This is a genomic window from Bifidobacterium boum (assembly GCF_000741535.1).
GTDB classification, from domain to species: Bacteria; Actinomycetota; Actinomycetes; order Actinomycetales; family Bifidobacteriaceae; genus Bifidobacterium; species Bifidobacterium boum.
The window spans coordinates 439,883-464,741 of sequence record NZ_JGYQ01000007.1 but is presented as its reverse complement, the minus strand read 5'-3'; the positions used below and the strand labels follow the sequence as shown (position 1 = coordinate 464,741).

At 57.8% G+C, this 24,859-nt stretch carries 18 protein-coding genes and 1 riboswitch; of the genes, 11 read left to right on the top strand and 7 right to left on the bottom strand.

Annotation, left to right across the window (positions count from 1 at the left end):
• Position 1: 1 nt before the first annotated feature.
• The gene (gene recO, locus BBOU_RS03335) at positions 2-724 is read left to right on the top strand and encodes a DNA repair protein RecO (protein WP_026502762.1); all 723 of its coding nucleotides are present in this window, start codon (positions 2-4) and stop codon (positions 722-724) included.
• A 2-nt stretch (positions 725-726) separates the two neighbouring features.
• Positions 727-1,518 carry an isoprenyl transferase gene (locus BBOU_RS03330; protein ID WP_026502761.1) on the top strand — a complete coding sequence of 264 codons (792 nt, stop codon included), beginning with the start codon at positions 727-729 and terminating at the stop codon, positions 1,516-1,518.
• A 72-nt stretch (positions 1,519-1,590) separates the two neighbouring features.
• On the opposite strand, the gene BBOU_RS03325 is transcribed toward BBOU_RS03330, so the two are convergent.
• From BBOU_RS03325 to thiM, 5 genes are all read right to left on the bottom strand, one after another.
• Positions 1,591-2,727 carry a LacI family DNA-binding transcriptional regulator gene (locus BBOU_RS03325; protein WP_051616685.1) on the bottom strand — a complete coding sequence of 379 codons (1,137 nt, stop codon included), beginning with the start codon at positions 2,725-2,727 and terminating at the stop codon, positions 1,591-1,593.
• A gap of 377 nt (positions 2,728-3,104) precedes the next feature.
• Positions 3,105-3,488: a thiamine-binding protein gene (locus BBOU_RS03320; protein ID WP_026502760.1), complete on the bottom strand. Its 384-nt coding sequence runs from the start codon at positions 3,486-3,488 to the stop codon at positions 3,105-3,107.
• Between the two features lie 115 nt (positions 3,489-3,603).
• Positions 3,604-4,440, bottom strand: a complete 837-nt coding sequence (thiD, locus tag BBOU_RS03315; RefSeq protein WP_026502759.1) for a bifunctional hydroxymethylpyrimidine kinase/phosphomethylpyrimidine kinase — start codon at positions 4,438-4,440, stop codon at positions 3,604-3,606.
• Positions 4,437-7,160, bottom strand: a complete 2,724-nt coding sequence (gene thiC / locus BBOU_RS03310; RefSeq protein ID WP_238551990.1) for a phosphomethylpyrimidine synthase ThiC — start codon at positions 7,158-7,160, stop codon at positions 4,437-4,439. The genes thiD and thiC overlap by 4 nt, the downstream gene beginning before the upstream one ends.
• 257 nt (positions 7,161-7,417) lie before the next feature.
• Positions 7,418-8,386: a hydroxyethylthiazole kinase gene (thiM, locus tag BBOU_RS03305; protein WP_081815508.1), complete on the bottom strand. Its 969-nt coding sequence runs from the start codon at positions 8,384-8,386 to the stop codon at positions 7,418-7,420.
• Between the two features lie 56 nt (positions 8,387-8,442).
• Positions 8,443-8,551, bottom strand: a riboswitch (TPP riboswitch).
• Between the two features lie 513 nt (positions 8,552-9,064).
• Here thiM and BBOU_RS03295 point away from each other — a divergent pair.
• Together BBOU_RS03295 and BBOU_RS03290 are read left to right on the top strand one after the other, a co-directional pair.
• The gene (locus BBOU_RS03295) at positions 9,065-10,354 is read left to right on the top strand and encodes an acyltransferase family protein (protein WP_081815489.1); all 1,290 of its coding nucleotides are present in this window, start codon (positions 9,065-9,067) and stop codon (positions 10,352-10,354) included.
• Positions 10,355-10,406: 52 nt separating this feature from the next.
• A complete protein-coding gene (locus BBOU_RS03290; RefSeq protein WP_051616684.1) occupies positions 10,407-12,224 on the top strand; it encodes a hypothetical protein in 1,818 nt (605 codons plus the stop codon).
• 170 nt (positions 12,225-12,394) lie between these two features.
• Here BBOU_RS03290 and BBOU_RS09510 read toward each other — a convergent pair whose 3' ends face one another.
• Entirely contained in the window at positions 12,395-14,749 is a 2,355-nt protein-coding gene (locus BBOU_RS09510) for a type IV pilus twitching motility protein PilT (protein ID WP_274518412.1), read from the bottom strand.
• 97 nt (positions 14,750-14,846) lie between these two features.
• The gene (locus BBOU_RS03280) at positions 14,847-16,607 is read right to left on the bottom strand and encodes a GspE/PulE family protein (RefSeq protein WP_238551985.1); all 1,761 of its coding nucleotides are present in this window, start codon (positions 16,605-16,607) and stop codon (positions 14,847-14,849) included.
• A gap of 295 nt (positions 16,608-16,902) precedes the next feature.
• Between BBOU_RS03280 and BBOU_RS03275 the strand changes: the two genes are divergently transcribed.
• The 7 genes from BBOU_RS03275 (at position 16,903) to BBOU_RS03245 (ending at position 24,839) form a co-directional block, all read left to right on the top strand.
• On the top strand, positions 16,903-17,367 hold the full coding sequence (locus tag BBOU_RS03275) for a type IV pilin protein (RefSeq protein ID WP_238551983.1): 465 nt from the start codon (positions 16,903-16,905) through the stop codon (positions 17,365-17,367).
• 235 nt (positions 17,368-17,602) lie between these two features.
• Complete coding sequence (locus BBOU_RS03270; RefSeq protein ID WP_026502753.1) at positions 17,603-18,361, top strand: type IV pilus modification PilV family protein; 759 nt, start codon at positions 17,603-17,605, stop codon at positions 18,359-18,361.
• A 24-nt stretch (positions 18,362-18,385) separates the two neighbouring features.
• Positions 18,386-19,072 (top strand): prepilin-type N-terminal cleavage/methylation domain-containing protein, encoded by a 687-nt coding sequence (locus BBOU_RS03265; protein WP_161788231.1) that lies wholly within the window; start codon positions 18,386-18,388, stop codon positions 19,070-19,072.
• Between the two features lie 302 nt (positions 19,073-19,374).
• Complete coding sequence (locus BBOU_RS09505; RefSeq protein WP_026502751.1) at positions 19,375-19,824, top strand: type IV pilin protein; 450 nt, start codon at positions 19,375-19,377, stop codon at positions 19,822-19,824.
• Positions 19,825-20,026: 202 nt separating this feature from the next.
• On the top strand, positions 20,027-21,286 hold the full coding sequence (locus BBOU_RS03255; RefSeq protein WP_026502750.1) for a type II secretion system F family protein: 1,260 nt from the start codon (positions 20,027-20,029) through the stop codon (positions 21,284-21,286).
• A gap of 98 nt (positions 21,287-21,384) precedes the next feature.
• Positions 21,385-23,949 (top strand): hypothetical protein, encoded by a 2,565-nt coding sequence (locus BBOU_RS03250; protein WP_026502749.1) that lies wholly within the window; start codon positions 21,385-21,387, stop codon positions 23,947-23,949.
• On the top strand, positions 23,949-24,839 hold the full coding sequence (locus BBOU_RS03245) for a prepilin peptidase (protein WP_081815488.1): 891 nt from the start codon (positions 23,949-23,951) through the stop codon (positions 24,837-24,839). Before BBOU_RS03250 ends, BBOU_RS03245 begins: the two co-directional genes overlap by 1 nt.
• Positions 24,840-24,859 lie beyond the last annotated feature (20 nt).

Sequence of the window (24,859 nt, the reverse complement as noted above, 5' to 3'; positions counted from 1 at the left end):
CATGCCGCTGTATCGTGATGAAGGCGTGGTGTTGCGCACAATCAAACTTGGCGAAGCGGACCGCATCGTCACGATTCTCACGCGCGACCATGGCAAGATTCGCGCGGTCGCCAAGGGTGTGCGCCGCGTCAAATCACGCTTCGGAGGGCGTCTTGAACCGTTCATGCGTGACGACCTGCTGATCGCTGAAGGCCGCTCGCTTGATGTTGTTTCGCAAGCGGCTTCGATTTCCGCGTATGCTGCGGGTATTGTCGGCGATTTTGACGCGTACGCGGCGGCCTGTGAAATCGTGGAAACCGCCGACCGGCTGATTTCCACGGAAAACGAGCCTGCGCCCGCCCAATACTTGCTGCTTGCCGGCGCGTTGAACGCTCTGGCCCGGCACGCCCACCCGGCGCACACCATCGGCGACTCGTACGTGTTGCGCGCGTTGGCGCTCGCCGGTTGGACGCCGCGCCTGGACGCGTGTGTCGTGTGTGGCGGGCGCGACCGGCTGGAGTTTTTCTCCGTGCCGTCGGGTGGTGTGATGTGTGCGAAGGATCATGTGCCGGGCTCTCGGCGGATCACGCTGGATACGCGTGAACAGTTGCAGGCTTTGGTTGAGGGGGATTGGACGATTCTGGATGCCGCGCCGGAACGCCCCGACACGCGCAAACTTGTCGAGGAATGGGGCGAATACTACATGGAGCGGCCGATTCGTTCGCTGCGCTTGTTAGATTCGTAGCTATGGCTTTTGAACATGTGGATTACCAGTCGTTGGACGTGCCGGCGGCACCTTTTTCCGATCCTTCCATCATCCCGGATTTTCCGAAGGATAAAGTGCCGCGCCACGTGGGTGTCATTATGGATGGCAATGGCCGTTGGGCCAAACAGCGTGGCATGATCCGCACTGAAGGCCATCAGGCTGCTGAACCGGTGGTGTTTGACACGATTGCCGCTGCGATTGAGGCGGGGGTCCGGTATTTGAGCTTGTACACGTTTTCGACGGAGAATTGGAAGCGCTCGCCGCAGGAGGTGCGTTTCCTGATGGGCTTTTCGCGTGATATCATCCGGCGGCGTGTCGCGCAGATGGATGAGTGGGGTGTGCGCGTGCGTTGGGCTGGCCGTCGTCCCAAATTGTGGAAGTCGGTGATTGATGAGCTTGAATCCGCAATGGAACGTACGAAGAACAACAAGGTGATTGATGTGGTGTTTTGCATCAATTATGGTGGTCGTGCGGAGATTGCGGACGCGTGCGCGGATATTGCGCGTGAGGTGCGTGAGGGCAGGATCAAAGGCGATCGTGTCACGGAGAAGATGATTGCCGAGCACTTGTATAACCCGGATATTCCTGATTGCGATCTGGTGATCCGCACGTCGGGTGAGCAGCGCACGTCGAATTTCCTGGCATGGGAGGCCGCTTACGCGGAGTATGATTTCGTGCCTGAACTGTTCCCCGATTATGGGCGTGAGGTGTTCTGGCGTTCGATCGACCATTACATCCATCGCGACCGCAGGTTCGGCGGGGTGAAGAAGTAGGATTCGGCGTGTGCGGGACCGGTGAAGAGTATCGCCGGCCCCGCACACGCCTGGCTGTCGGTCGGATGTGGCCTATGCCGTGGCGACGGCAGCGGCAGTGGTCTGCTCCGAGGTTTCCTCGGCTTGCGCCGGCGTGGAATCCTTGTCTTTGAGCGGTCCGCCGACGATGGATTTTTTCTCGATGATCGCGCAGCGGATAAGTGTGGGGCCGTCATTGTCCAGCGGCGGCGTGGGGGCGGCATTGTATGCGGGGGTGACACGATTCTGCGCGATCGGGTCGGTGCCTTCGATCATGGAGATGATTTTGCACGCTCCCCAGAAGCCCATTTCGTAGTGGGGCAGTTCCACGCTGGTTAACGCCGGTACGGTAGTATCGCAGATGACTTCATGATTGTCCACGCCGATGACTGACAGGTCCTCGCCGATGGTCAGCCCATGCTGGAACGCGTAATCATACACGTAGACCGCACGCGCGTCGTTGAACGCGAACACGCCGTCCGGATGCGTGTCGTCCAGCAGTTTGCACACGGCTTCGAGGGCGGGGCGACCGTGGGAGACTCTGTTGGTCAGCCGCTTGTCGAATGGTATTCCCGCGTCTTTCAGCGCCTGACGATACCCTTTGAACCGTCCGACTTGGGCGATGGCGGGCTCATCGCAGCCGATGTATGCGATGCGGCGGCATCCGGCGTGGATCAGTCGTGCTGTGGCGTCGTATCCGATTGAGAATTCGTCCGGCTCGATTCGCGGGTGGATGACGGTGCGCTCCTCGGCGTTGACGACGACGACCTGCAGATCGTCGAGTGTCGGCGGCACGCTGATGTATCGGTTGGCGAATTTGGCGTAAATGTAGCCGTCTACGCCCCAGCTGAGCATGCGGTCGATGTCGCCGCTGATGTCGCGTTCGTCATCGGCATCGATGATGAACATCATATACCCGAGTTGGCGGGCTGCGTCTTCGGCACCGTGAATGATTTCGCCCGCGTACGGGGTGGTGGCGACTTGGTCACTGATAAAAGCGATGGTGTGTGTCCGGCCGCTGCGTAATGAGCGGGCCATGGCGTTCGGATGATATCCGAGTTCTTCGGCGACTTTCCAAATAGTCGCCGCAATGTCGGGTTTGACGCGACCTTTGTCGCGGTGGTTGATGACCAACGAGACTGTGGAGATTGATACGCACGCCTTTGCTGCAATATCCTTCATGGTGACCATACCCCCCATTGTACTAAAGATTCAGCTGTAGATGTGAACAAAAACAGCGAAACTTCAGTAATAACTGGGTAAATCATGGAAGGGGGGTGGGTGTAGCGGACACCCCCGTAATGGTATCGCCCCGCGGTGTGACTGCATCATCACACCACGGGGCGATACTGGCGGTTTTGCCTGTTGCCCTGCGGGTATCTGGTTGTGGTGTGACTGTTGCGTCGCACGGCTGGCAGATACCCCCGGTTGCGTCCCGGATTCGTTGCGGTATCTGGTTGCGGTGTGACTGTTGTGTCGCACGGCGGCCTGATATCTTGCGTCGGGCCTCTGTATCCGCTGCTATCTTGCCGCGGTGTGATCATACCGCGGCAAGATAGCAGCCGCCGTCACTCGCCTTGGTCGGCCTTCCCGTCGAGGATTTCGTCGACAAGCTCCTGCTTGGCGTGGATCTGCCCGCTGAATCCCGGCCTGATGTCCAGCCGGATGACCACATCAGTGCGGTAGCCTTGGCCGGCGAGCTTCATGGTCGCGTCGCGAATGGTGGCGAGCACTTGGTCGAGATCACCTTCGATATTGGTGAACATGGCGTTGGTTTCGTTCGGTAGTCCGGATTGACGGATCACGTCAACTGCCTGCGCCACGTATGTTGACTTTTCAGGGCTTGCCCCTGCCGGGCTGATAGCTACGGCGGCGAGCGTGTTGATGTATGGCTTGCCGGTTTCGGGGTCGACCGGCACTTCCTGCCGTTCCGCATTACGATCGAGGGTCATAGTTCATCCTTCCTCATAGAGTTTTCTTGAAACGATTGTTGCAAGGGCTTGCAGTATCACTTCCGATTATCATCATGCACGATGACGAGCATGCATGCCCGCCGTTGCACGGATGTCATCGTTCCCGCCACTGCCACGCGTGGTCCATCGGCCCTGAGCCGTGTCCCAGATTCAGCCCTGCGGCGATGGCTCCGGTCAGATACGCTTTGCCGTCACGAATCGCCGAACTGAGCGTTTCACCCTGCGCCAAGGCGCTCGCGATGGCGCTGGACAGTGTGCACCCGGTGCCGTGCGTGTTGGGATTGTCGATGTGTTCGCCTCGGAACCACACCAAATTCCCGTCCGGTTCGGCGAGCACGTCGTTTGCGCCCTGCACGCTGTGCCCGCCTTTGACAAGTACGGCGCATCCGTACTGCGAAACCAGACGTTGGGCGGCTTCCGCCATCGCATCCGCGGTGTTGATAGCGCCGGTGTCCAGACCGTTGAGCACTTCCGCTTCGGGGATGTTCGGCGTGATGAGCCGGCACAGTGCGAACAGTCCGGTCAACGCGTTTTCGGCATGCTTGTCGAGCAGTCGTGTGCCGCTGGAGGACACCATCACCGGGTCAAGTACGACATTCGGCGCTTGGTACTTGCGCAACGCGTCCCCGATCACCGCGATGAGCCGGGCGTTGGAAACCATGCCGATTTTGGTTGCCGCAGGCGGAATGTCAGTGTAGACGGCGTCCAACTGGGCTGTAAGGATGTCCGGGCTCACATCTTCGACTGCGTTCACGCCTTGCGTGTTTTGCGCGGTGATTGAGGTGATGGCGCTCATGCCGTACACGCCGCACGCGAGCATGGTTTTCAGGTCCGCTTGGATTCCCGCTCCGCCGGAGCAGTCGCTGCCGGCGATGGTGAGGACTGCCGGCAGCGTGGTGGTAACGGCATGCAGCGGTGTTTCGTCGCTCATGCTTGGAATCCTTCCTTGGCGTTCGTATCGTTCACGTCGGTACGGTCCACATTCGCGCCGACTTGCACACCCGCTGCTCCACCTCGCGAGTCAACGCCGGCGACGATCCGTTCCTGAGCCGCGGCGTTCCCGTACTTCTTGCGGATATTCTGCGAAATCGCCATCGAGCAGAACTTCGGTCCGCACATCGAGCAGAAGTGCGCCATTTTCGCGGGTTCCGCGGGCAGCGTGTCGTCATGGTAGGCGATGGCGGTGTCCGGGTCATACGACAGGTTGAACTGGTCAAGCCAGCGGAATTCGAATCGTGCCTTGGAAATCGCGAGGTCTCGGTCTTGCGCGTGCGGATGGTGTTTGGCGATATCCGCCGCATGGCATGCGATCTTGTATGTGATCACGCCCTGCTTGACATCATCCTTGTTCGGCAGGCCCAGATGCTCCTTCGGAGTCACGTAGCACAGCATCGCGGTGCCGTAGCGTGCGATTTCCACGCCGCCGATCGCTGAAGTGATGTGGTCGTAGCCGGGCGCGGTGTCGGTGGTCAGCGGGCCGAGTGTGTAGAAGGGCGCACCCTTGCAGATTGCCTGCTCCATTTCGATGTTCATACGCACCGTGTCGAAGGGGATATGCCCCGGTCCTTCGACCATGACCTGCACGTCATGATCCCACGCACGCTGGGTGAGTTCGCCCAATGTCATGAGTTCGGCGAGCTGAGCGGCATCATTCGCATCAGCCAGGCAGCCAGGACGCAGACCATCCCCCAGAGAGAAGGCGACGTCGTATTTGGCGAAAATCTCACATAATTCGTCGAAATGCGTGTACAGGAAGCTTTCCTGTTCATGCTGCATGCACCATTGCGCCATGATTGAGCCGCCACGCGAAACGATGCCGGTCACGCGGTTTGCGGTCAGCGGTACGTAGCGCAGCAGCACGCCCGCATGGATGGTCATGTAGTCCACGCCCTGCTCGCACTGTTCGATCACGGTGTCGCGGAACAGTTCCCAGCTGAGCTTGGTCGCATCATCCTCGACTTTTTCCAACGCCTGGTACATCGGCACGGTGCCGATCGGGACGGGGGAGTTGCGCAGGATCCACTCGCGCGTGGTGTGGATGTCGTTGCCGGTGGATAGGTCCATCACGGTGTCCGCGCCCCACTTGGTGGCCCACGTGAGCTTGTCGACCTCCTCGTCAATCGATGACGACACCGCGGAATTGCCCATATTTGCGTTGAGTTTGGTGAGGAATTTCGTGCCGATGATCATCGGCTCGGCTTCCGGGTGGTTGATATTGCACGGCATGACGGCACGCCCGGCGGCAAGCTCGGAACGGACCAGTTCGGTGTCGCAATGCTCACGGGCTGCAACGAACCGCATTTCCGGCGTGATGATATTATGCCGCGCATACCACATTTGCGTGACCGGATGCCCCGATGCTTTGAGCGGATGATGTTTGCGGCCACGCCACTCTTTGGTCGCCTTGCCACGCTGGACGGCCCGCTTGCCATCATCGGCCAGGTTGCGCTCGCGGCCCTCGTATTCGGTCACGTCCCCACGGTCGAGGATCCAGTCGAGACGCAGCGGTGCGAGCCCTTCTTTCGGGTCGCATGCCGGGCCTTCCGTGTTGTAATCGTGGAACGGCGGGTTCGGGCCGACGCCGGGCGTGTCAGAGAGTTTGATTTCGGTGTACGGCACGTCAAGATCGTAGCTGCCGGATTCGTTTTCGAAATGGATGCGTTCGGTTTTACGGATGTGTGCTTTGTCGCGTTGCGTGCAGCCACGTGCAGCGATGTCCACGCGCTGCTGTTTGGCGAGCCGTGCGGCTTCCTTGGCGGCTTTCGCGTTGGTGAATGTGCCGGGCTGAGGGTGTCCGGAAAGGTTGAGTGAGACGGCGGACGGGTTGTCGCCCGCCGTCTCGTTGGCGTCCCCCACAGATGATGTCCCTGCTGCCGGGGCACGCGAGACGGTACGTGCCGCATACCCGTGATGTCCCGTGCCACGAACACTGCGCCACGCATCGACCATGGCCTGTGTGGTGGCTTTCGGATCATCCGCCCCGGCAATCGCTGAAACCACGAACCAGCCGGCCGCTTTGGATGCCGCTAGATCATGCATGTCAGCAAGTGTCACACCGCCGCCGATGACCACCGGATAGTCGCTTGCCGTGCAGATGGTGTTGATCAGGTCGATGCTCAGGAAATGCTTGCTGCCGTCATCCTCGACGACGATGGCGTCCGGCTTGGTGGTGGAGGGATGCAGCGGTGCGGCCCCGATATAGTCGATGCATCCGCTGGGCAGTTCGTTGATGAGCTTGACGAGGCTTTCGGTTTCCGCGCTCAGGCCGATGATCGCGTCGTCGCCGAGCAGTTGCCGTGCTTCGCGTGGATCCATGTCATCCTGTCCGATATGCACGCCGTCGACTTTGATGCCGAGGTTGCGGCACTGCCAGACCACGTCCACACGGTCGTCGATCACGAAGGCGACCGTATCAGACTTGTCGTTGTCTTCGATGATTTGCGCGATGTCCCTTGCCGTCTCGGTCAGCTGCTTGGCATCCGCGGTTTTGTCACGCAACTGGATGAAGGTGGCGCCGCCTTGCAGCGCGTCGTCGACGATATCGCCGACCGGGCGGCCTTTGGTGTCTTGCGCCCCGAGGATGCAGTAGGCGGTCAGGTCGAAGGTGTCACGCATGGAGGCGTAGGGGTATGGGTTGGATGGGTTGGTCATGGTGTTCTTTCTGTTGATGGGAGCTGCTTTGGGTTCCCGACGTGTGGTTGATGCGTTCTTGGGACTGGGCGAGTATGTTAACGATTCATCCGCTTGATACCGGCGATGGTTTGGGGATATCAACCGGCATCATGATTACGTTTGCTTAGCAACGCCGCGATACGGCGGTTGTGTATCCGCTTATCACCGGAGCGCCACGTTGCTGGGTTGACAGGCCAAGTGAAACGGGTGAGCCGATGGATGTGCGGTACGTTATGTCAGGCTGCGCTCGCGGTGATTGTGGACTGGGCGACTGTTTGCGCGCTTGTGCTCCACAGGGCGTCAAGGAACGCGGTTTGGAAACTGCCCGGACCGTGGCTGACGCGTTCGGCCTGCTCGCTGGCACGGTTGTAAAGGGCGGATGCGCCGACTGCCGCGGTCAGCGGGTCGGTGACGGCAAGATACGTGGCGGTGACGCCGCCGAGGGAGCATCCTGCGCCGGTGATTTTGGTCATCATGGCGCTGCCGCCGGGCAGCCGGTAGACGGTGTCGCCGTCGGTGACCAGGTCGGTTGCGCCGGATACGGCCACTGCGGCATGGCCGAGCCCGTTATGGTCACGCAGGTATCGGGCGAGCTGGACCGCGGCATTCTGCGCCGAATCGACGTCGTCAACGGCTTCCACGCCTGCCGGTCGCGTGCTGGGTTCGGTGGTATTGGCACCGCCGATGACGGTGTTGGTATTGAGATTCCACATGTCGGCAAGCGCGATGATTTCAGATGCGTTACCGCGCACGATGGTTGGGGGAGCGGCTTTGAACCCGGTGAGAATGGCGGTTCGTGTGGCGCCGATGCCGGCGGCGACCGGGTCCAGCACCCACGGATGCTTCATCTCGTGGAATCGGTGGGCGATTTGCGTGAGGGCATCCTTGAAGAACGGAAGGAGCGTACCCACGTTGATATAAGTGGAGCCGGCGATGGCGGCCGTGTCGATCACGTCGTCAGGCAGGAAGCTCATGGCTGCGGTTCCGCCGGATGCCAGCTGCGCGTTGGCGACCAGGTTGATGGTCACGAAGTTCGTGAAGGATTGCGCGAGCGGAGTGGTGTCGCGTACTCGCGTGGTTGCTGTTTCGATCCGGTGGCGCAGGTCATCGATATGCGGTTGGGCTGCACCGGACTGTGATGCTGCGGTGTTTTGTGTTGGAACGACTGGCGCTGTCGCGGGTGGGGTCGGTGATGATCCGCCCATACCAATGGGTGCGGCGACACAATGGTATGGCTGATATGACTGGTCAGATGAGACGTTCACGCTCATGTGCTGCTCCCTACGATGGTTCTAACCAACAGGTTCTAAGGGTCAGGCGTCATGCCTTTCTCAGCCTAGCCTTCCGGTTCGGCTCCCCTGCACTGCATTACGGGTGCCATGCTAGGGTTCGCCGTGGACACGGCGCCTTGCTTCGGCTCCCGTTCCGTACAGCGCATTTCGGTATGCGATATTGCGGGTATGGAGGTCTTGGCGGTGGCATCGTGCGGCGCTCGCCATCCTCGCATATCACAGAACCGCGGAATATCAACGATGAGGCATTGCTGCCCAATCCGCCAGATCATCTTGTTCCATGGTTGCTTTTCCACACCACGCGAATCACCCGCGCAACTGCCCGCTGTGGAACCGAAGAGCCCGTCCAGCACTGAGAACCCGCTCCGGCCCACGCTTTGCTCCGTTCCACCGAATGATACATTCCGTCCACGGTTGGCAGCATGTTGTACAGTGTGAAACAATGACAGCGATTGCATCCTAATGTCGGGATTGCCGTCGTTGGACACAGCATGGCACGCGATTCCAACGTGGTAGAGCGTGCCGCCCTAGAGAGAGCTAGAGAATAAGAGATAAGGGATTGCGTTGAATCCAGCAGATAATGTGCAAACGATGGCATCCGCAGATTCTGAAAGCCGTGCTGGAATCCACGCTTCGGAGATCTGCGAGGGATTACGTTCATCATCGCGCGATACTTCTTCATCCTCACCGTTCAGCCCCGTAATACGACGGTGGAGGAGCCGCGAGTCAGGTGTTGAGGGCTTGCGCATCATAGCCATGGTGATGATTGTTGCGTATCACTCATGCTGGAATAGTACGGCAGTACATGACGTTGCTCTTGGATCGTCGGCGTTTGATCTCTGGGCGTTGTCCCTGAGTCCGTTGGGGAAAACCGGTGTTGCCATCTTCTTTCTTATCACTGCCTGGTATTTATGCGAACGTGAAGCGCCCACCTTCCGCTCGTCATTGAGAAAAGCTTGTTATCTTGCGCTTGAAGTGCTGATGTATAACATTATTCTGTTTTCAGAATATCATATTCTCGTGCCAAACGCCTTGCTATCGGTAGGCGATATCGTAAAAAATCTGTTCCCGATTTCTTCGAATGCTTTGTGGTATGTGACGGCGTACATTATGTTCCTGTTGCTATACCCGTTTGTCACGGCGGCGTTGCATGCTATCGGCCAGAGTATGCACGCTCGTTTGGCGTTGGTGTTGTTTGCGGTTTGGGGTATTGCATATGGTTTGACACGGTACGCGACGTGGGAGTTTCCGACATTAAGCTTCATTTATTTCATATATTTATATATCTTGTTGTCGTATTATCGCTGGTATTTGCGTGAGATAACACCTTCCACGGCTTGGCTGATGGTTGCAGCAGGGTGTGTAATCCTTGTTGTCCATATCACTTCTTGCGTTCTTGCATTCCGGTATACGGGAAACCACAGCTATACGAACATAGATCATCTGTTTTTGACCGGGGAAGGCAAGCTTCCTGTGCTGCTGGTGGCGTTTGGCCTTGTATCGTTGGCTGTTCGGTGTCATCGACGCATTATCGGAATCAACGCCGTGGCGTCGGCGATGTTTGGTGTCTATGTGTTGCATGAAAATGTTGTGTTGAACGACCTGTTGTGGTCGGAGATGTTCCCTTTGAAGCAGGTTAGAACTTGGCGTGCTCCTATCGCCATGCTCATCGTTGCCATTGTGTGTATTGTTGTGTTCGGCACCATTGTTGACATTCTTCGGCAGCTGTTGTTTGCAATGACTATTGATAAGCATTTCAATACTTGGTTTGATGCGGCGTATCGTTGGCTGTGCGGCTGCAGGCTTGCGCAGTGGTTGCGTGCGTCGCTTCAACCGGTGAAGGGTTCGTGGACGACACAGAAGGGTGAACATCATGAGTAACGCTGTTGGAATGAGCATCTCGACCTCGCGGCGGTCTGCTGATGAGCGTTGTATGTACCGTATTCGCAAGTGGCTGGCTGTCCCAAAGAATCTGCTTCATCTTGGGGTGTTGGTGGCGTATCTTGCCGTGGTGATCACGGTGATGTGCTTCCATGAGCCGTGGTTTGATGAAGCCCAATCATGGCTGATCGCCCGTGATTGCTCATGGCATGATTTGCTGTTCTCGCGTACCCATTACGAGGGGCATCCTCCGCTGTGGTGGACGCTGCTGGCGATTCCCGCGAAGACGGGTGTCCCATATGAGATCGGTTTGAAGGGTGTGCAGTTGTTGACTGCCACGCTGATGATTTGGCTGCTGGTGTTCCGTACGGCGTTGCCTGAAATACTGAAAGTCGTGCTGCCGTTCACGTATTTTCTGTGCTATCAGTACGGTGTAATTTCCCGCCCGTACGCGTTGATTATCGCTGCGATGCTATTGGTGGGCATGACTTGGGAGCAGCGGAATAAGCGTCCCTGGCCGGTTGTGCTGAGTATGATGTTGATGTGCTTGACTAGCTCGTATGGTTTGGCGATTTGTGCCGGTCTCGCCATGGTGTGGGTGTTTGACGCGCTGTTTTCCGCGAGAGGCGGCGGTATACATGCGATGATGCGGAATCTGGTATCATCTCCTGCAAGGTTCGCGGCATGGCTGACGCTGCTTGTGGTCGCGGTGGCCTTGCTGTTGGACGTGCTGCCGGCGAAGAACGTGTACCACGGTATTCTTGATGTGAATGCCCCGATAGTTCCATGGGTGCAACGTTGGGGATACGTATGGTTGTTCTTTCCTTCGGATACGCTGTTCACTTCATTTACTGACGATATCAATATCATGTTTATGCGCCCGGCGTGGACTGATTTAGTGTATGCCGCTGTGGTGTCTCTGCTCATGTGGGTGGTGATGGCTTGGATTGCACGCAAGCGTGGTTTGCTGGCTGAGTTGTTTATTCCGTATGCGGTGCTGAGTGTGGTGTTCTGCTCGCATGCGTATCCACATCATATTGGTGTAGTCCTTGGTTATTTGCTTATGGTGCTTACGATGTGTTGCGCCCGGCGGCCGTTGTCTCGTGACGATATCCCTCAGTGGCTGGGTTCTCGTTGGGATGCTGGAATGAAGGCTGTTGCGGAGCGGCGTGGGGAGCGTTATGCTCGTCGATGCGCTCGTGCGTGTTCGGTGCTGGTCGTGCTGCCGTTGTTGATTGGCGTGTATTGGACCGCATATTCAAGCATCTGCGATATTCGATATAACTATAGCAGTTCCCGCGCCATGGCTTCGTTCATCGAACGATACCATTTGGAGCATTACCGTTGGATGACCGGGTGGAGCCGAATATCCTCGAAGGTTCCGAATAGTTCCTTCAGTCAGTGGTACAAGGCACAGAACGGGAATGTGTACTGTGCGAGTAAGACGGAAAAGTGTGCGGATTTCACATCGTGGTCAGGCGGATCGTTGATGGTTGCAAACCCGTATTTTGATAGCAATCTGATAGGTAATCCCTATCGTGGACGTACGTATATGTCGTGGGAGTGGATGATTGACCAGAAGCAACGCGCAGCGCAGGATATTGCCGACTGGCGTTCCAAGCCTGAGCCGGAGTTTTATGACACGGTATATGAGCCGTTTTATTTCACGACACTCGGCTATGACCGCAATGATTATGTGAAGTATTACATTACCACTACAGTCTCTCCATGGAAGGATACCTGGCATCGCGGAGAAGTCGAGATTTACATCCGCAAGGACATCTACAAGAAAATTTTCCATAAGGATCCGCCGGCTTCCGGCATCGATGATTCCGTGTGGGCGAATCATCCGGGAGCTCCGAGGGGATAGCCGGCTGTGTGTGGGCGCGCCGTGGTGGTGTGCCCACACAACACGGTTTCTTATACGCAACACTGGTGACGTTGAACATGTGCTCAGCATCACCAGTGTTGCGTATTTTTTTGGAAGTTTCGCCGCTTGACGATTGGTGCAAACGGCGAAACCCCCAATTCGTAGGAAAATCAGTGCGTGGTCATCTTGTCGAAGTCTTCCTTGACCTGTACGCGGGTCAGGGCGTCCTCGTACTTGACTTTGCCTTCGTTGACCAGACGCGCAAGATCCTGATCAAGCGTGTGCATGCCCTTGTCGGCTCCGGACTGCAGCTGGCTGCGAATTTGGTAGGCTTTCTCGCCGCGAATCAGTGCCGCGATGGCGGGCGTGGCGTACATGACTTCGGTGGCGGGCACGCGGCCACGGCCTTCGGCGCGAGGCAGCAGGGTTTGCACGATGACGGCCTGCAGGGTGGATGCCACCTGTACGCGGATTTGTTGTTGCTGGTTTTCCGGGTACACGTCGATGAGACGGTCGACGGTGCTGGCCGCGTCCTGCGTGTGCAGGGTGGCGAACACCAAGTGGCCGGTTTCCACTGCGGTCAGTGCGGTGGAGATGGTTTCGAGGTCTCGAAGCTCGCCGACCATGATGATGTCAGGGTCTTCACGAAGCGCGTGTTTGAGCGCTTCGGCGAAGCTCAGCGTATCGGTGCCGACTTCACGCTGGCTGACGATGCAGTTCTTGTGGTGGTGTACGAATTCGATCGGGTCTTCGATGGTGATGATGTGGTCGTGCCGCTCACGGTTCGCCTTGTCCACGATTGCCGCAAGGGTGGTGGACTTACCGGAACCGGTAGGGCCGCACACCAGCACGAGGCCACGCGGCAGCAAGGCGAGGTTGGCGATGCGCGGGTCGAGGCCGAGCTGCTGCGCATCCTTAATTTCCAGCGGAATGGTTCGCAGGGCGATGCTTACGCCGGAACGGTCCTGATACACGTTGACACGGAATCGCACCAGCTCGCCGATGGAGAAGGACACGTCGAGTTCCAGGTCGCGTTCGAAGCGGGAGAGCTCCTCGTCGGTGGTGATGACGCGTGTGGCGGCGAGCGTATGCTCTTTGTCCCACACACTGGTGTGCTGTGCGGGCTGGAGTTTGCCGTCCACGCGGAGCATCGGATGGTCGCCGACCACTAGGTGCAAGTCGGATGCTTTCAGTTCGACCAGCTGTTCGACAGCGGCCACGAACTCTTCGTCAGCGTCCGGGTATTCTTCGCGCATGGTTTTCGCGACGAGTGCGGCCCGCTCCTTCTGCTCTTTGGTGGAGGTGGGTTTGCCGTCTTTGCCGTTGGTTTGCGGAACAATGAAGGTTGGCTGGTTCGGGTTGGCTGGCCGTGCGACTCGCATGGTTGCTTCCCCGATGGGGTTGGGGTCTGTCGGACGCCCGTACGCTCCTGGTGCGGCCGGTTGGCGCAGTCCGATGGATTCCGCTTGCCGCGGCATGCCGGACATCAGGTTGGGGGATGCTGCGGCGGCTGTCACACGCGGCATGGTTTGGGTTTGTGCAGTACGCGGGTCAGGTTCGGCGGGTGCGACTTTGCGCGCGTCACGCTGATGCCAGAAGGAGCGATTCATGGTGCTGTTCCTTGCTTGTTCGGCTTGTTGCGGTGTTGGGTTCGACGCGGGGGAGTGCCCGTTGTCAGCGTTCGCTTGTTCCTTCGCTGGATTGGCGAACAGCGGTTGGTGTCCCCCTTGGTTTGCGGCGTGGGTATGCTCTGCCGCAGCGGTGTCGTCACGGTGATTGGTCTGAGCGCTTTGGGTGTTGCCCTGTGCATTCTGGGCGCTGTGCACGTCCTGCGCGGTGGGCGCGGTTTGCGAGTAGCTTTGCCGCGCTTTCAAAGCGGTGTCATTGCCAAGGAACCCGGATTCCGCGGTTTTCTCAGGATACGGGGATTCGGCTTGCAGTTGCCGCTTGCGGCGTTCCTCCTCCTGTGCTGCGGCTCGAGCAGCTGCTTGTGCCGCAGCCTGCTCTTCGGCTTGACGCTGGCGTAATGCCGCTTCGCGTGCTTGTTCCTGCTGACGGGCTTGTCCGCGTGACGCAGCGAGTTCGGCTTCTTTCTGCCGTTGCAGTTCAGCTTCGCGCTGTGCAGCTCGGGCGGCTTCCGCTTCGCGGACTGCCTGCGCTCGTGCTTCCGCGGCTGCCGCCTCCTGCGCTTCCCGCTCGGCTTCCGCTTGGGCTTGGGCTTCGGCGCGTGCTTTCTCTTCCTCTTCTTTGCGTTTGCGTTCATCATCCCTGATGGATTGCGGCAAGTCGTTTTCTGTCACATGCATCACATGATCGGGCGTGTTCAATACGCTGAAAATGCTTTGCATCTGCGGGTCGGTGGCTTGTAAAGCGTCCTCGTCGGAAGAGTGGCGTCCCCGCTTGGGATCGTCGCTGAAATCGGGGGCGGTGCTGGGGAAGGTCACGCCTTTGAGATCGGCGAGATACCCGCTGTCTTCACCTGAATACTCATCCCACGTGGGGTTGGTGTTATTGTCATCGGTCATGTCCGGTCCTTTACGTCAGTGTAATTGAGAGGATGAAGTCTTCGGGCCGCCCGTCTGGCGCTCGTGGCAACAGGCGGGCGGCCATACAATCATACGGTCATACGGTAACGCGCAACACCTCTTCCACTGAGGTGATGCCCGCCAGGGCTTTCGCCCAACCGTCTTCACGCAAACTGGTCATGCCGTTCGCCTTGGCAGCCTCCTCGATTTCCAATGAGGTGGCGCCCTTGGCGATGAGCTCTTCCATGGTGGTGTCCACGCCCATCACCTGCTGGATGGCTACACGGCCCTTATACCCGGTGTTGGAACATTCACGGCATCCGACCGGCCGCCACACGGTCGGCAGTTCGTCACCCGGCTTGTACGGAATACCCATCATGGCAAGCTCAGCCGGGGTGGCTTTGTCTTCCTTGCGGCACCGCTTGCACAAGCGGCGTGCCAAACGCTGGGCCATCACCGCGGCCAGAGACGAGCTCACCAGGAACGGCTCCACACCCATTTCGCTGAGTCGTGTCACGGCACTCGGCGCATCATTGGTGTGCAGCGTGGACAACACCAAATGGCCAGTCAGCGACGCTTCAATAGCAATGGTTGCGGTCTCCTGGTCTCGAATCTCGCCGATAAGCACCACATCCGGGTCGGCACGCAGAATGGAACGCAATGCCGCGGCGAAGGTCAGTCCGGCCTTGTTGTTCACCTGCACCTGGTTGATGCCGCGCATACGGAATTCCACCGGGTCTTCAACGGTGATGATGTTGATTTCCGGCTTCGCCACATCACCCAACGTCGCATACAGGGTGGTGGACTTACCGGAACCGGTCGGACCGGTGACCAATACCATGCCGTACGGCCTGCTATACGCTTTCTGGAACACCTCGAAATTACGCTTCGAGAAGTTCAGATCCTCCACTTTGAGGTTTCCTGCAGGCGTGGAGAGAATACGCATGACCACTGTTTCGCCCCACACAGTCGGCAGCGTGGCCACACGCAAATCCACGCTCTTGCCCGCATGGCGCACGGTAATACGACCGTCCTGTGGTTTGCGGCGCTCGCCGATATCAAGGTCGGCCATGACTTTGATACGGCTGATGACGCCTTGGATCATGGCTTTCGGGGCTTTCTGGAACACGTGGAGCACGCCGTCGATACGGTAGCGTACTTCGAGGCCGTCTTCCTGCGGTTCGATATGGATATCGGAGCAGTTGTCGTCGATGGCCTGGTTGATGAGCAGGTTGACGAACCTGGCGACGGGGGAGACGTCTTCTTCCTCATCGTTTGAAGTGTCGACGATTTTCTTGGCGCTGGCCGCCACTTCGTGCGAGATTTCGTTGAGCTCGGCGTTGGCGCGCAGGAACCGGTTGATGGCTGCTTGGACTTGCGACGCGGTGGCGACCATGGGGATGACTTGCATGCCGGTGGACGCGGAAATGTCGTCGATGGCGGCGAAGTCGTTCGGCTTGGCCATGGCGAGGGCGAGCCGCCCATTGATGATGGAGATCGGCAGCAGCTTGCTGCGGCGGCATAAATCGTCGGGCACCATGTTGACAACGCTTGGATCGACCTGGTATTCGTCCAAGTCAACGAACGGCAGGCTCATATGCCGCGCAAGATCCATCGCCTTGTCACGCTCGGTCTGCTCGTCGACAACACCGGTTTCTTCGCTCTCGGTGTCGTCGGGGGAGTCCGGGCTGGTGGCGGCGTGCCGCGGCGTGCTCGGCGTGAATACCGTGTTGGTGCCCGGAGTGTTGGGGGCCGGGGTGTTGCCATAGGTTGCCCCGATGTTGGAGGTTGGTTCGGGGGTATGGTCGTCCTCGTTGTTCTTTCGTCCGAATGAGAAGAATCCACCTGAGGCGCTCATGACTTCTCTCCCTCTGCTGTGCCCCATACGCCACTGCATGGGGATGCGGAAATACCGTGCCGACTGATTCACTTTCACTATAGCTCATACGTGTTGTGTTGTTCGACTTTTCCGGCGATTTGGTGAACGTCAAAGGTTCTACTCTCGGTGAGAAGCTCATGCGTGGCTGCACGCGGTGTGTCGTGACCTATACTGAAAGAGTTCATACCCCCGTCCAACGGTAGCGGAGGGTGGTGTTGTTGCCCTGACTACATACACAGGGCGGTGAGTTTCGGAGGTGTTCACGGTGCGGTGCGTGAAACAGGCGTTGCGACGCAGAAGCCGCGGCGAGTTAGGTTTTTCCCTGGTTGAGCTGCTGGTTGTGGTTATTATTCTCGGTATTCTGGCTGCCATTGCGGTGCCGATCTACTTGAACCAGCGCAAGGCGGCTTGGCGGAGCTCGGTGGAGTCGGATGTGCGCAATATCTCGATGGTGATGGAAACGGCGCTCGCCGATGAGAAGGGCGACTATAGTAAAATCACCATGACAGGCGGAAAAACGGGTTGCAACAACACCGAATGCACGTTCACCGAAGGTAACACAGGGAAAATCGGTAAGAATACGGTTACGATTTCCAATGGTAATGAGATTACCGTGCAGGTGAATGCTACGTCAAAGCGCATGGAGGCGTGGGGAACGAATGTAGGATTCGATGGGAAATACAAGTATTATTATTACGATTCAACGGGAACCACGGAGTGGCGTCCGACCAGGCCGTGATATTTTCGGCGTGTCGTGTCAAGACCCGCGCGGGAATGCTGTCAGGCGTTGCTGCGCGGGCCTTGTGCGTTGTGGGGTCAAACGTTACACCATGTGGTGCGGGGAATGTCATGGTTTCGTTGCTTGGCGCTGGGGTGCGGAAAACCTGTCGATATAATGACGTTCAGGGCTATATTCTGTGGCACGCATAGGCGCCGGCCACGGAGTCCAGAGTCGGCGAAACAGAGGAGAACCTATGGTGATGAATCAGCAGTCGTCATCGATATCCAGAATCAGGACACTCGGCAGACGTGCCTGCAAACGGTGGCGGAATGAGCGGGGCTTCACTCTGATTGAGGTCATTGTATCGATCGCCTTGGTATTGGTAGCCGGTCTGGCTGCAGCGCAGTTCACCATCACTGCCATTCACACCTCTCACGCTCAGCAGCAACGCGCTGCCGCAGTGAATATCGCCAACGGCTCGCTGGAACAGGCTGAAGCGTTGTTGGGGTCGAATAAACCTCAGGATTATGCCCAGACCTTGGTCAAAGGTGTCAAGGAGAGCGAATCCAAAGCAGCGTGGAAGGCCGTCTCAGATTTGGGTGCGGTGTCCGCTGACGATATGGATCTGTTCTACCAGTCGGATTCCACGTCCGATACCGGTGGCGTAACAGTCAAACGCACGGCGCAACCTGAGGAATCCCGTAGCGGTACCTTCACCGTGTACACCGTGCTGGGCAAGTGCTATCGCAAGCAGGGCACGGCGGCGTGCAAGTCCGCCAGTGCGTTGGGATTGCCGACCGGTGGTCTGCGATCCGGCTCTGCCGATGTGTCGTCGCAAGTGTGGTCGAATACCGATATGCCGATCGCACCATTCAACAATGGCACAGTTAAGTATATTCCTATGCTGCGGGTGATGGTCGCGGTCACCTGGCCTGACGTCGGTGGTTCGACAAAAACCTGCGTCTACGCGACGTCCCGACTGATTGACCCGAATGAAGATAAGGCGATCTGAATGAATGCGAATGGAGGGAAAGCCATGGGTAAGCGAAGTCTGGCATCATTGCTGCGCATCCATGTGCGGAGGGTCAACCGGGGCGAGAGCGGTATGACTTTGGTTGAGATGATGGTGTCTTTGGGTATTTTCATGCTGTTCTCCTCGATGTTCGTCGCTTCGGTGGTTTCTTTTACGCGTGCGACAACCGCAAGCCGGCTGAGGTCGGTTTCGAGCAGCTCCATGACAACCGCTTCTCAACGTATAGAGCGCATGGTGCGGTACGCATCCGACGCTGCGGTCGACCCGTCTGGGGATATCTTGACACTCTATATTCCCGGTGAAGCGGCGACCAAAGCCAATGTGGGCACTACGGGGGTAGGTCAGTGTATCGCCTTGACTTACACACCTGCCACATGGTCCGGAGACACTGTGAACACTTACGGTACGTTGAAATGGCAGTCGCGTGACGAGACAGTCAGTGCGTTCACTGATCGTGGCGCGCTCCTGTCATCCTTGTTCAATAATGAGAGTGCGGCTCCGACATCTGCATCCGGCATTTACCGGCAGAAGATGTTCGCGTTGGACTCAGCAACCAATACCGTTACCTTTGCGCCTGTTGTCGGAGGCTATGCTGGCGGACAGGCGCTGACCAGCAATACTGTGAGCCGGTTCCCCGTAGGCAATGCCGGTGCTGATCCTGATTGGACGATTGCCAAGCATTGTCCGTGATCGTAAGTGACAACGCTTTCTCGCATAGCGCGTCCCCGTCTGCAAAATGCCGTAGACGGGGACGCGCTATGTCTGGGTGTTTGCGAAACTGGCCGGAAAGACACGCCGAAAGGTGGTTGAAAAGGAAAACGTCAAACGTTCGATGTGCGACACGCCGATGACATCGTTTGCAAAACTGCTATATTCATAACCATCAGCACTGACGAGCTGAACGGGCGAGAGCCCGGAGCGCATATCCAACGTTGGGTCTGCGCAGTCCAAAAGTGGCTGCCAGGTGGCAGCCGGAGTGGAAGGAACACACAATGAAGAGCGTACAGAAGGCTTTGAAGCGTCGCGCAGATGGTGAAAAGGGCTTCACCTTGGTCGAGCTTCTCGTCGTCGTCATCATCCTTGGCATCCTCGCCGCCATCGCTGTCCCGATTTACCTCAACCAGCGCAAGTCCGCTTGGAACGGCACCACCGAGTCCGACGTCAAGAACGCCAGCCTCGTGGTTGAATCGGCAGCTACAACAAACGGCGGAAAGTATACCGGGCTTGTAACAAGCAACGCGAAGACATGCACTTACGCGCTTACCGATACGGCGGCTCCGGCTTGCGACATCGCCGGCAACCAGGTTAATCTGTCGAAGGGGGTAACACTTGCTTTTACCTTCACTGATAACGGGTATGTCATCACGGGTACGAATGCAAATGATAGTTCTCTGAAGACCTACTTCTATGATTCTAACGTGGGCAACGTTTCTCACAACTGAGCATAGAACAGTTGGCGGTATAGCCGCTGACTAGTCTGAGGCTCACCATGTAGTAAGCGGTCTGTGCAGACCAAGCAGGTCCGCACAGACCGCTTACACGTTTCCATTCATCACTCATCACATAACACGTACGAATCTGGATGTGCCGGTACCGCGGGGCGGGCCGGACTGACGCGTATCGAAGCCGAACAAGGGAGTACCGATGCCAGCAGAAGTTGCAGCAAAACCGGTGCAGTGGAAGTATGAGGCCATCAGTGTTGATGGCACTACGAAAACCAAAGGCACTGTCGAGGCGATGACACTCGACCAGGCGATCGGGCGCATCCAGAAACTCGGGCTGGTCCCACTCAACGTGGTCGATCCCACCCAAGCGTCAGGTTTGAACAAGAACCTCGAAATTCCAGGCTTCAAACGTTACCCGTCGAAAAAAGACTTCGCCGTCATGGCGCGCCAGCTCGCCACCATGGTCGGCGCGGGCGTCTCTTTGATTCGCGCCCTTAATATCGTCACCGAGCAGACCCGCAACCAGCAGTTGCGCGACGCGCTCCGCTCCTGCGCGAGCCTCATCGAAAGCGGTAGCTCCTTCTCCGACGCCATGAGTCAGAGCGGCGACATTTTCCCGCCCATCATGATCCACATGGTCAGCGCCGGTGAAGCCGGCGGCTTCCTGGACGACTCGCTGAAAACCGTGGCCGACAACTTCGAATCCGACGTCCGGCTCCAAGGCCAGATCAAATCCGCTATGGCATACCCGGTCATCGTGCTCGTCATCGCGTTCATCCTGGTCGGCGTTATGCTGCTCACCATCGTGCCGAGCTTCGCTTCCATGTATGAGTCCATGGGTGCCCAACTGCCGGCCCTGACCCTGGTGTTGGTTGCGATGGGCAAGGCCGCGCCAATCGTCATTCCGCTGTTGCTTGTCGCAATCTTCGGATTTTCGATCTATTGGCGGCAGAACCGCAACAAGGATTACATCCGCAGCTGGTGGGAGCCGTTCAAACTGCGCGTTCCCGTGTTCGGCCAGTTGAACACGGCGGTCGCATTGAGCCGCTTCTGCCGCAACTTCTCCTCCATGCTGCGATCCGGCGTACCAATCCTCGAGGCGCTCAACATTGTCGGTAAGACGTCCGGCAACTACGCCATCGAAACCGCCTCCATCCGTATTTCCGCAGACGTGGAGAAAGGCTACCGTTTGGCAGACAGCATGGGTAGGGAACCGGTGTTCCCGCAGATGCTCGTGCAAATGGTTTCCATCGGCGAGGATTCCGGTGCCATCGACCAGATGGTGGAAAGCGCCGGCAAAGCCTACGAGGACGAAGTCCAGAGCATCGCCAAGCAGCTCACCTCGCTGCTCGAACCAATCATGATCTGCATTCTTGGTGTTGTTGTCGGCTTCATGGTCGTTGCCCTGTACCTGCCGATGTTCCACATGTTCGACGCCATGAACAGCATGGCATCCTGACCCTGCACGGCGGCGCACAGGCTAGCTGAACCACCCCACGATAAGCAAACGAACCACTACACGAGAAATACGAGGAACCCCAGGGAAGGACCGCGGCAATGAAGCAGTCATGGCTATGGAAGCACGTTGAATCACGGGTCGGCGACCGGGTGCGGCGCATGATGCGCGGCAATGAAACCGGTGTCGCCATGCTCATGGCGCTGATTTTCGTGGTGATCCTCATCGTGACCACCACGCTCGTGGCGAGCGTGCTCATCGCTCAATTCGCGCCGTACCGCAGGAACACGCAGAACGCTCAGGCGGCCGTAGTGGCCGAGAACGGTTTGCAAAGCGGCCTGAGCTACCTGCGTGAAGCTGAAACCGGGGCTTCCAGCCTGCTGCCGTCAACAACAACAGATCTGAGCAAAGCATCCCAGGACGATGAGTACACGGTTGACACCACATCATCGAGTGGTGTGAAAGTCGTGCTGAACAACGCGTCCGACACCACCTCAACCACATCCACCGCATCAACCGCCGACTACACCACCCGCAACTGGACCTACAGCGTCACCATCCAGTTCTACAAAGACAATCCCGCCACCACCACGTCTGCCGCCCCACTCACCGAAGGCCAAGTGAGAAGCGGCAGTGATATCAATTACGCTGCCGTGACCTCTCGTGCATATTTCGACCGCTACGGAAGCGGCCGCACTACAAGCGTCAAGCCGATTCGCGTGATGTGGGCCGTCTACCAGTTCGGTGTCAGTAGCACCACCACTACCACCACGCCGTCTATTAGCGGCGGTGGCGGCGGCCGCCTCGGCATGGGCTTCTACGCTGCAGCGCCGTTCAGCACATTCGGCAGGGAAACGCAGCCGATCTGGGGCAATGTTGCCATCAGCAGCGGCACTGCTGCCGATGCCGTACTGTCCGGGGAAGTGGCATTCTCCAATGCTGTGAATGAAAACACCTCGCACGAGCTGAATGGTTCCAGCGTCATGAATCCCGCCAACCAAACCTGCATGGTGGCTACGACGCGAGGAGACCTCAACTTGAATGACAATCTGTCGCTCAACGACATCGTGAACCTCTCCGACCCTGACCCGCTTCCCAAGGAAGGCTCAATCCTTCTCATTCTGCCACAGGCCTACGTGTCTGGGGCCAGAGACGGCAAAGACGTATACACCTATACCGAACAGTGCCAGTCGGGTGGCGCATATAAGAACCTCAACAATTGGGTGTATTGGAAAGACAACAGCATTCGCCCAACTTCGCGTCTGGATTTGTGTGTGACCGGTGTGGATATCGCCTCGTCCAAGATGCCTGCCCGTCTGGAAAAGTGCGGTAATTCGTACGGTCCGAATAACCAGTCCGATTATTACACTGATCCTGACCATAAGGCGCAGATTGCCGAGAAAGCCGATCCAAAGAGCCTGCTCAATAAGTATCAGAAGTGGGTGTTCTACAACGGATTCATCAATGCTGGATATCTCAACGACAATGTAAAGAAGAAGAGTGATTATATTTCGCAATTCAAGTCGAAACTTACTGCTGATCAACTAAGCTCTTTCGACAGCTTGCCTGAGGCATCCGGATATTCGCTTGGCGGAATCCAGGATTCACAATCCGGCGATGGCGATACGAAAGTGCAGTATCTGTATCTTTCGAATGCCAATAATAAGCTATATGCCGACGGTGGCTTCAGCGGTGGTAATATCAGTGGCTTCAACCCTAGCTTCGCCAGCGGTTCTTATCACTATCTCATGTCTAGTGGATGGGGACACAATGATCTGACCGGCACCGGCTGGTGGGATTACGGTGGTGCTACCGAAGACGCTACCGCATCCTTCGGTCAGGCAGGAGAGTCCGGACGGGCAACCAATCAGTTGGTCAGTGAAACATCAGGGTACTGCCTCATGGCCACGAACGACGGCAATGATGCGTACAGCGACACCTGCTACGTGGGAACCGGCGATTGGAACCCATATTGCTATGTCTCCGAATTCGTCAACAAGGTTGGTGATAAGGATACCAAGCAGGCAACGGGCTGCGCTACTGCAATCCAAGAAACCGATGCCAATGTCGGAACAGCCCGCAATAGGCATAACAACCATGGTCTGGATGCCTTCCCATGGAAGAACGATGCTGTGCAATACAACGAGGATCCTGACGGCAACGGTGTGCCGACAACCTTGTGGACCTGGGTCGGCAATGACGGTAATGCAGTGAAAAAGTACTACCAGTTCTCCGAATGGTCATCGTCCGGTCGTTTTACCGCTCCGAAGCTCGTCGATTCAGAGGCCGCTGCGACGCACTTCACACGATACAGCAGCAAGGCATCCGACCAGTACAAGAAAGGAACCCTGCAAACGGCCAGTGGTAAGTGCCTGACGGAAATTTACCCCGGCGACACCATCAACGGCACTGCAGCGTATCCAAGAAAAGACGGTCGTACCGCTGTCGCCCTTGTACAGTGCGCCACAGCTGGTACCGATTACATCGTCAAGGATTATCGCGGCCGTGCCATCAAGTCCCAGATTTGGAACGCGGATGTCGCATTCAGCTCGTCAGGCCCTAGCGGCGGCAGTGGTGGCACCACCACCGTCGTTCCCGGGCCGACCACCGCAGGCTCCAACGGTTTCATCTTTACCCGTGAGCTCACCAGGGACGGGAGCATCTGATGGCTCCGGTATTTGCAACATCATTCCGTGTGCTCGCGGTATCTGTGCAAAGCGTGGGGGAGAGTACCCTCGCCTACGGTGATACCGTGACCACGGTGGTGGCCGCCGTGGTCACGTTCGTGCTCGGCTGCGTGATCGGCTCGTTCCTCAACGTGGTCATCTGGCGGGTGCCGAACCATATCAGCCTGGTCAACCCCAAGCGCAGCTTCTGCCCGAACTGCAAAGCGCAGATTGTGTGGTATGACAACATTCCCATCATCTCGTGGCTCGTATTGCGCGCCAAATGCCGCCACTGCCACCAGCCGATCTCCGGGCGCTACCCGGCGGTCGAACTGCTCGGCGGGCTCGCCGCCCTCGCCGTCGTACTCGGCGGCGCATGGCACGCCTACCCGTTGTGGATGCTGCCGGACCTCCTGTTCTTCGCGTGGTTGTCCATCGTCGTCGCGTTCATCGACTTCGACTTCCACAAGATCCTCAACGTCATCATCTACCCGTCCATCATCGTCACACTCCTCCTGCTGGTCCTCGCCTCATGGGGGACCGGCTTATGGCCGGCCCTCGGACGGGCGGCCATCGCCGGAGTAGTGCTCGCACTGTTCTATCTGCTCCTCGGATTCCTCTGGCCAGGCGGCATGGGAATGGGAGACGTCAAACTTGCCGTGCTCATCGGACTCAACCTCGGATGGCTCGGCTGGCAACAACTCATCGTCGGCGGATTCGCCGCATTCATCATCGGAGGTGCAATCAGCGGCATACTACTCGCAACGAAGCGCGTAACCATCCATGGCGGCATACCATTCGGACCGTCCATGGTCATCGGAGCCTGGATCGGCATACTGTTCGGCATGCCGATAGCGCAAGCCTACCTGCAAACGGTCGGACTCGCGTAAAAGGAAGAGAACACAGGAGG

Bases quoted from the DNA above. Each gene is read 5' to 3' on its own strand.
- recO (WP_026502762.1), top strand. From the start codon at position 2: ATGCCGCTGTATCGTGATGAAGGCGTGGTGTTGCGCACAATCAAACTT.
- BBOU_RS03330 (WP_026502761.1), top strand. From the start codon at position 727: ATGGCTTTTGAACATGTGGATTACCAGTCGTTGGACGTGCCGGCGGCA.
- BBOU_RS03325 (WP_051616685.1), bottom strand. From the start codon at position 2,727: ATGGTCACCATGAAGGATATTGCAGCAAAGGCGTGCGTATCAATCTCC.
- BBOU_RS03320 (WP_026502760.1), bottom strand. From the start codon at position 3,488: ATGACCCTCGATCGTAATGCGGAACGGCAGGAAGTGCCGGTCGACCCC.
- thiD (WP_026502759.1), bottom strand. From the start codon at position 4,440: ATGAGCGACGAAACACCGCTGCATGCCGTTACCACCACGCTGCCGGCA.
- thiC (WP_238551990.1), bottom strand. From the start codon at position 7,160: ATGACCAACCCATCCAACCCATACCCCTACGCCTCCATGCGTGACACC.
- thiM (WP_081815508.1), bottom strand. From the start codon at position 8,386: ATGGGCGGATCATCACCGACCCCACCCGCGACAGCGCCAGTCGTTCCA.
- BBOU_RS03295 (WP_081815489.1), top strand. From the start codon at position 9,065: ATGGCATCCGCAGATTCTGAAAGCCGTGCTGGAATCCACGCTTCGGAG.
- BBOU_RS03290 (WP_051616684.1), top strand. From the start codon at position 10,407: ATGTACCGTATTCGCAAGTGGCTGGCTGTCCCAAAGAATCTGCTTCAT.
- BBOU_RS09510 (WP_274518412.1), bottom strand. From the start codon at position 14,749: ATGACCGATGACAATAACACCAACCCCACGTGGGATGAGTATTCAGGT.
- BBOU_RS03280 (WP_238551985.1), bottom strand. From the start codon at position 16,607: ATGAGCGCCTCAGGTGGATTCTTCTCATTCGGACGAAAGAACAACGAG.
- BBOU_RS03270 (WP_026502753.1), top strand. From the start codon at position 17,603: ATGGTGATGAATCAGCAGTCGTCATCGATATCCAGAATCAGGACACTC.
- BBOU_RS03265 (WP_161788231.1), top strand. From the start codon at position 18,386: ATGGGTAAGCGAAGTCTGGCATCATTGCTGCGCATCCATGTGCGGAGG.
- BBOU_RS09505 (WP_026502751.1), top strand. From the start codon at position 19,375: ATGAAGAGCGTACAGAAGGCTTTGAAGCGTCGCGCAGATGGTGAAAAG.
- BBOU_RS03255 (WP_026502750.1), top strand. From the start codon at position 20,027: ATGCCAGCAGAAGTTGCAGCAAAACCGGTGCAGTGGAAGTATGAGGCC.
- BBOU_RS03250 (WP_026502749.1), top strand. From the start codon at position 21,385: ATGAAGCAGTCATGGCTATGGAAGCACGTTGAATCACGGGTCGGCGAC.
- BBOU_RS03245 (WP_081815488.1), top strand. From the start codon at position 23,949: ATGGCTCCGGTATTTGCAACATCATTCCGTGTGCTCGCGGTATCTGTG.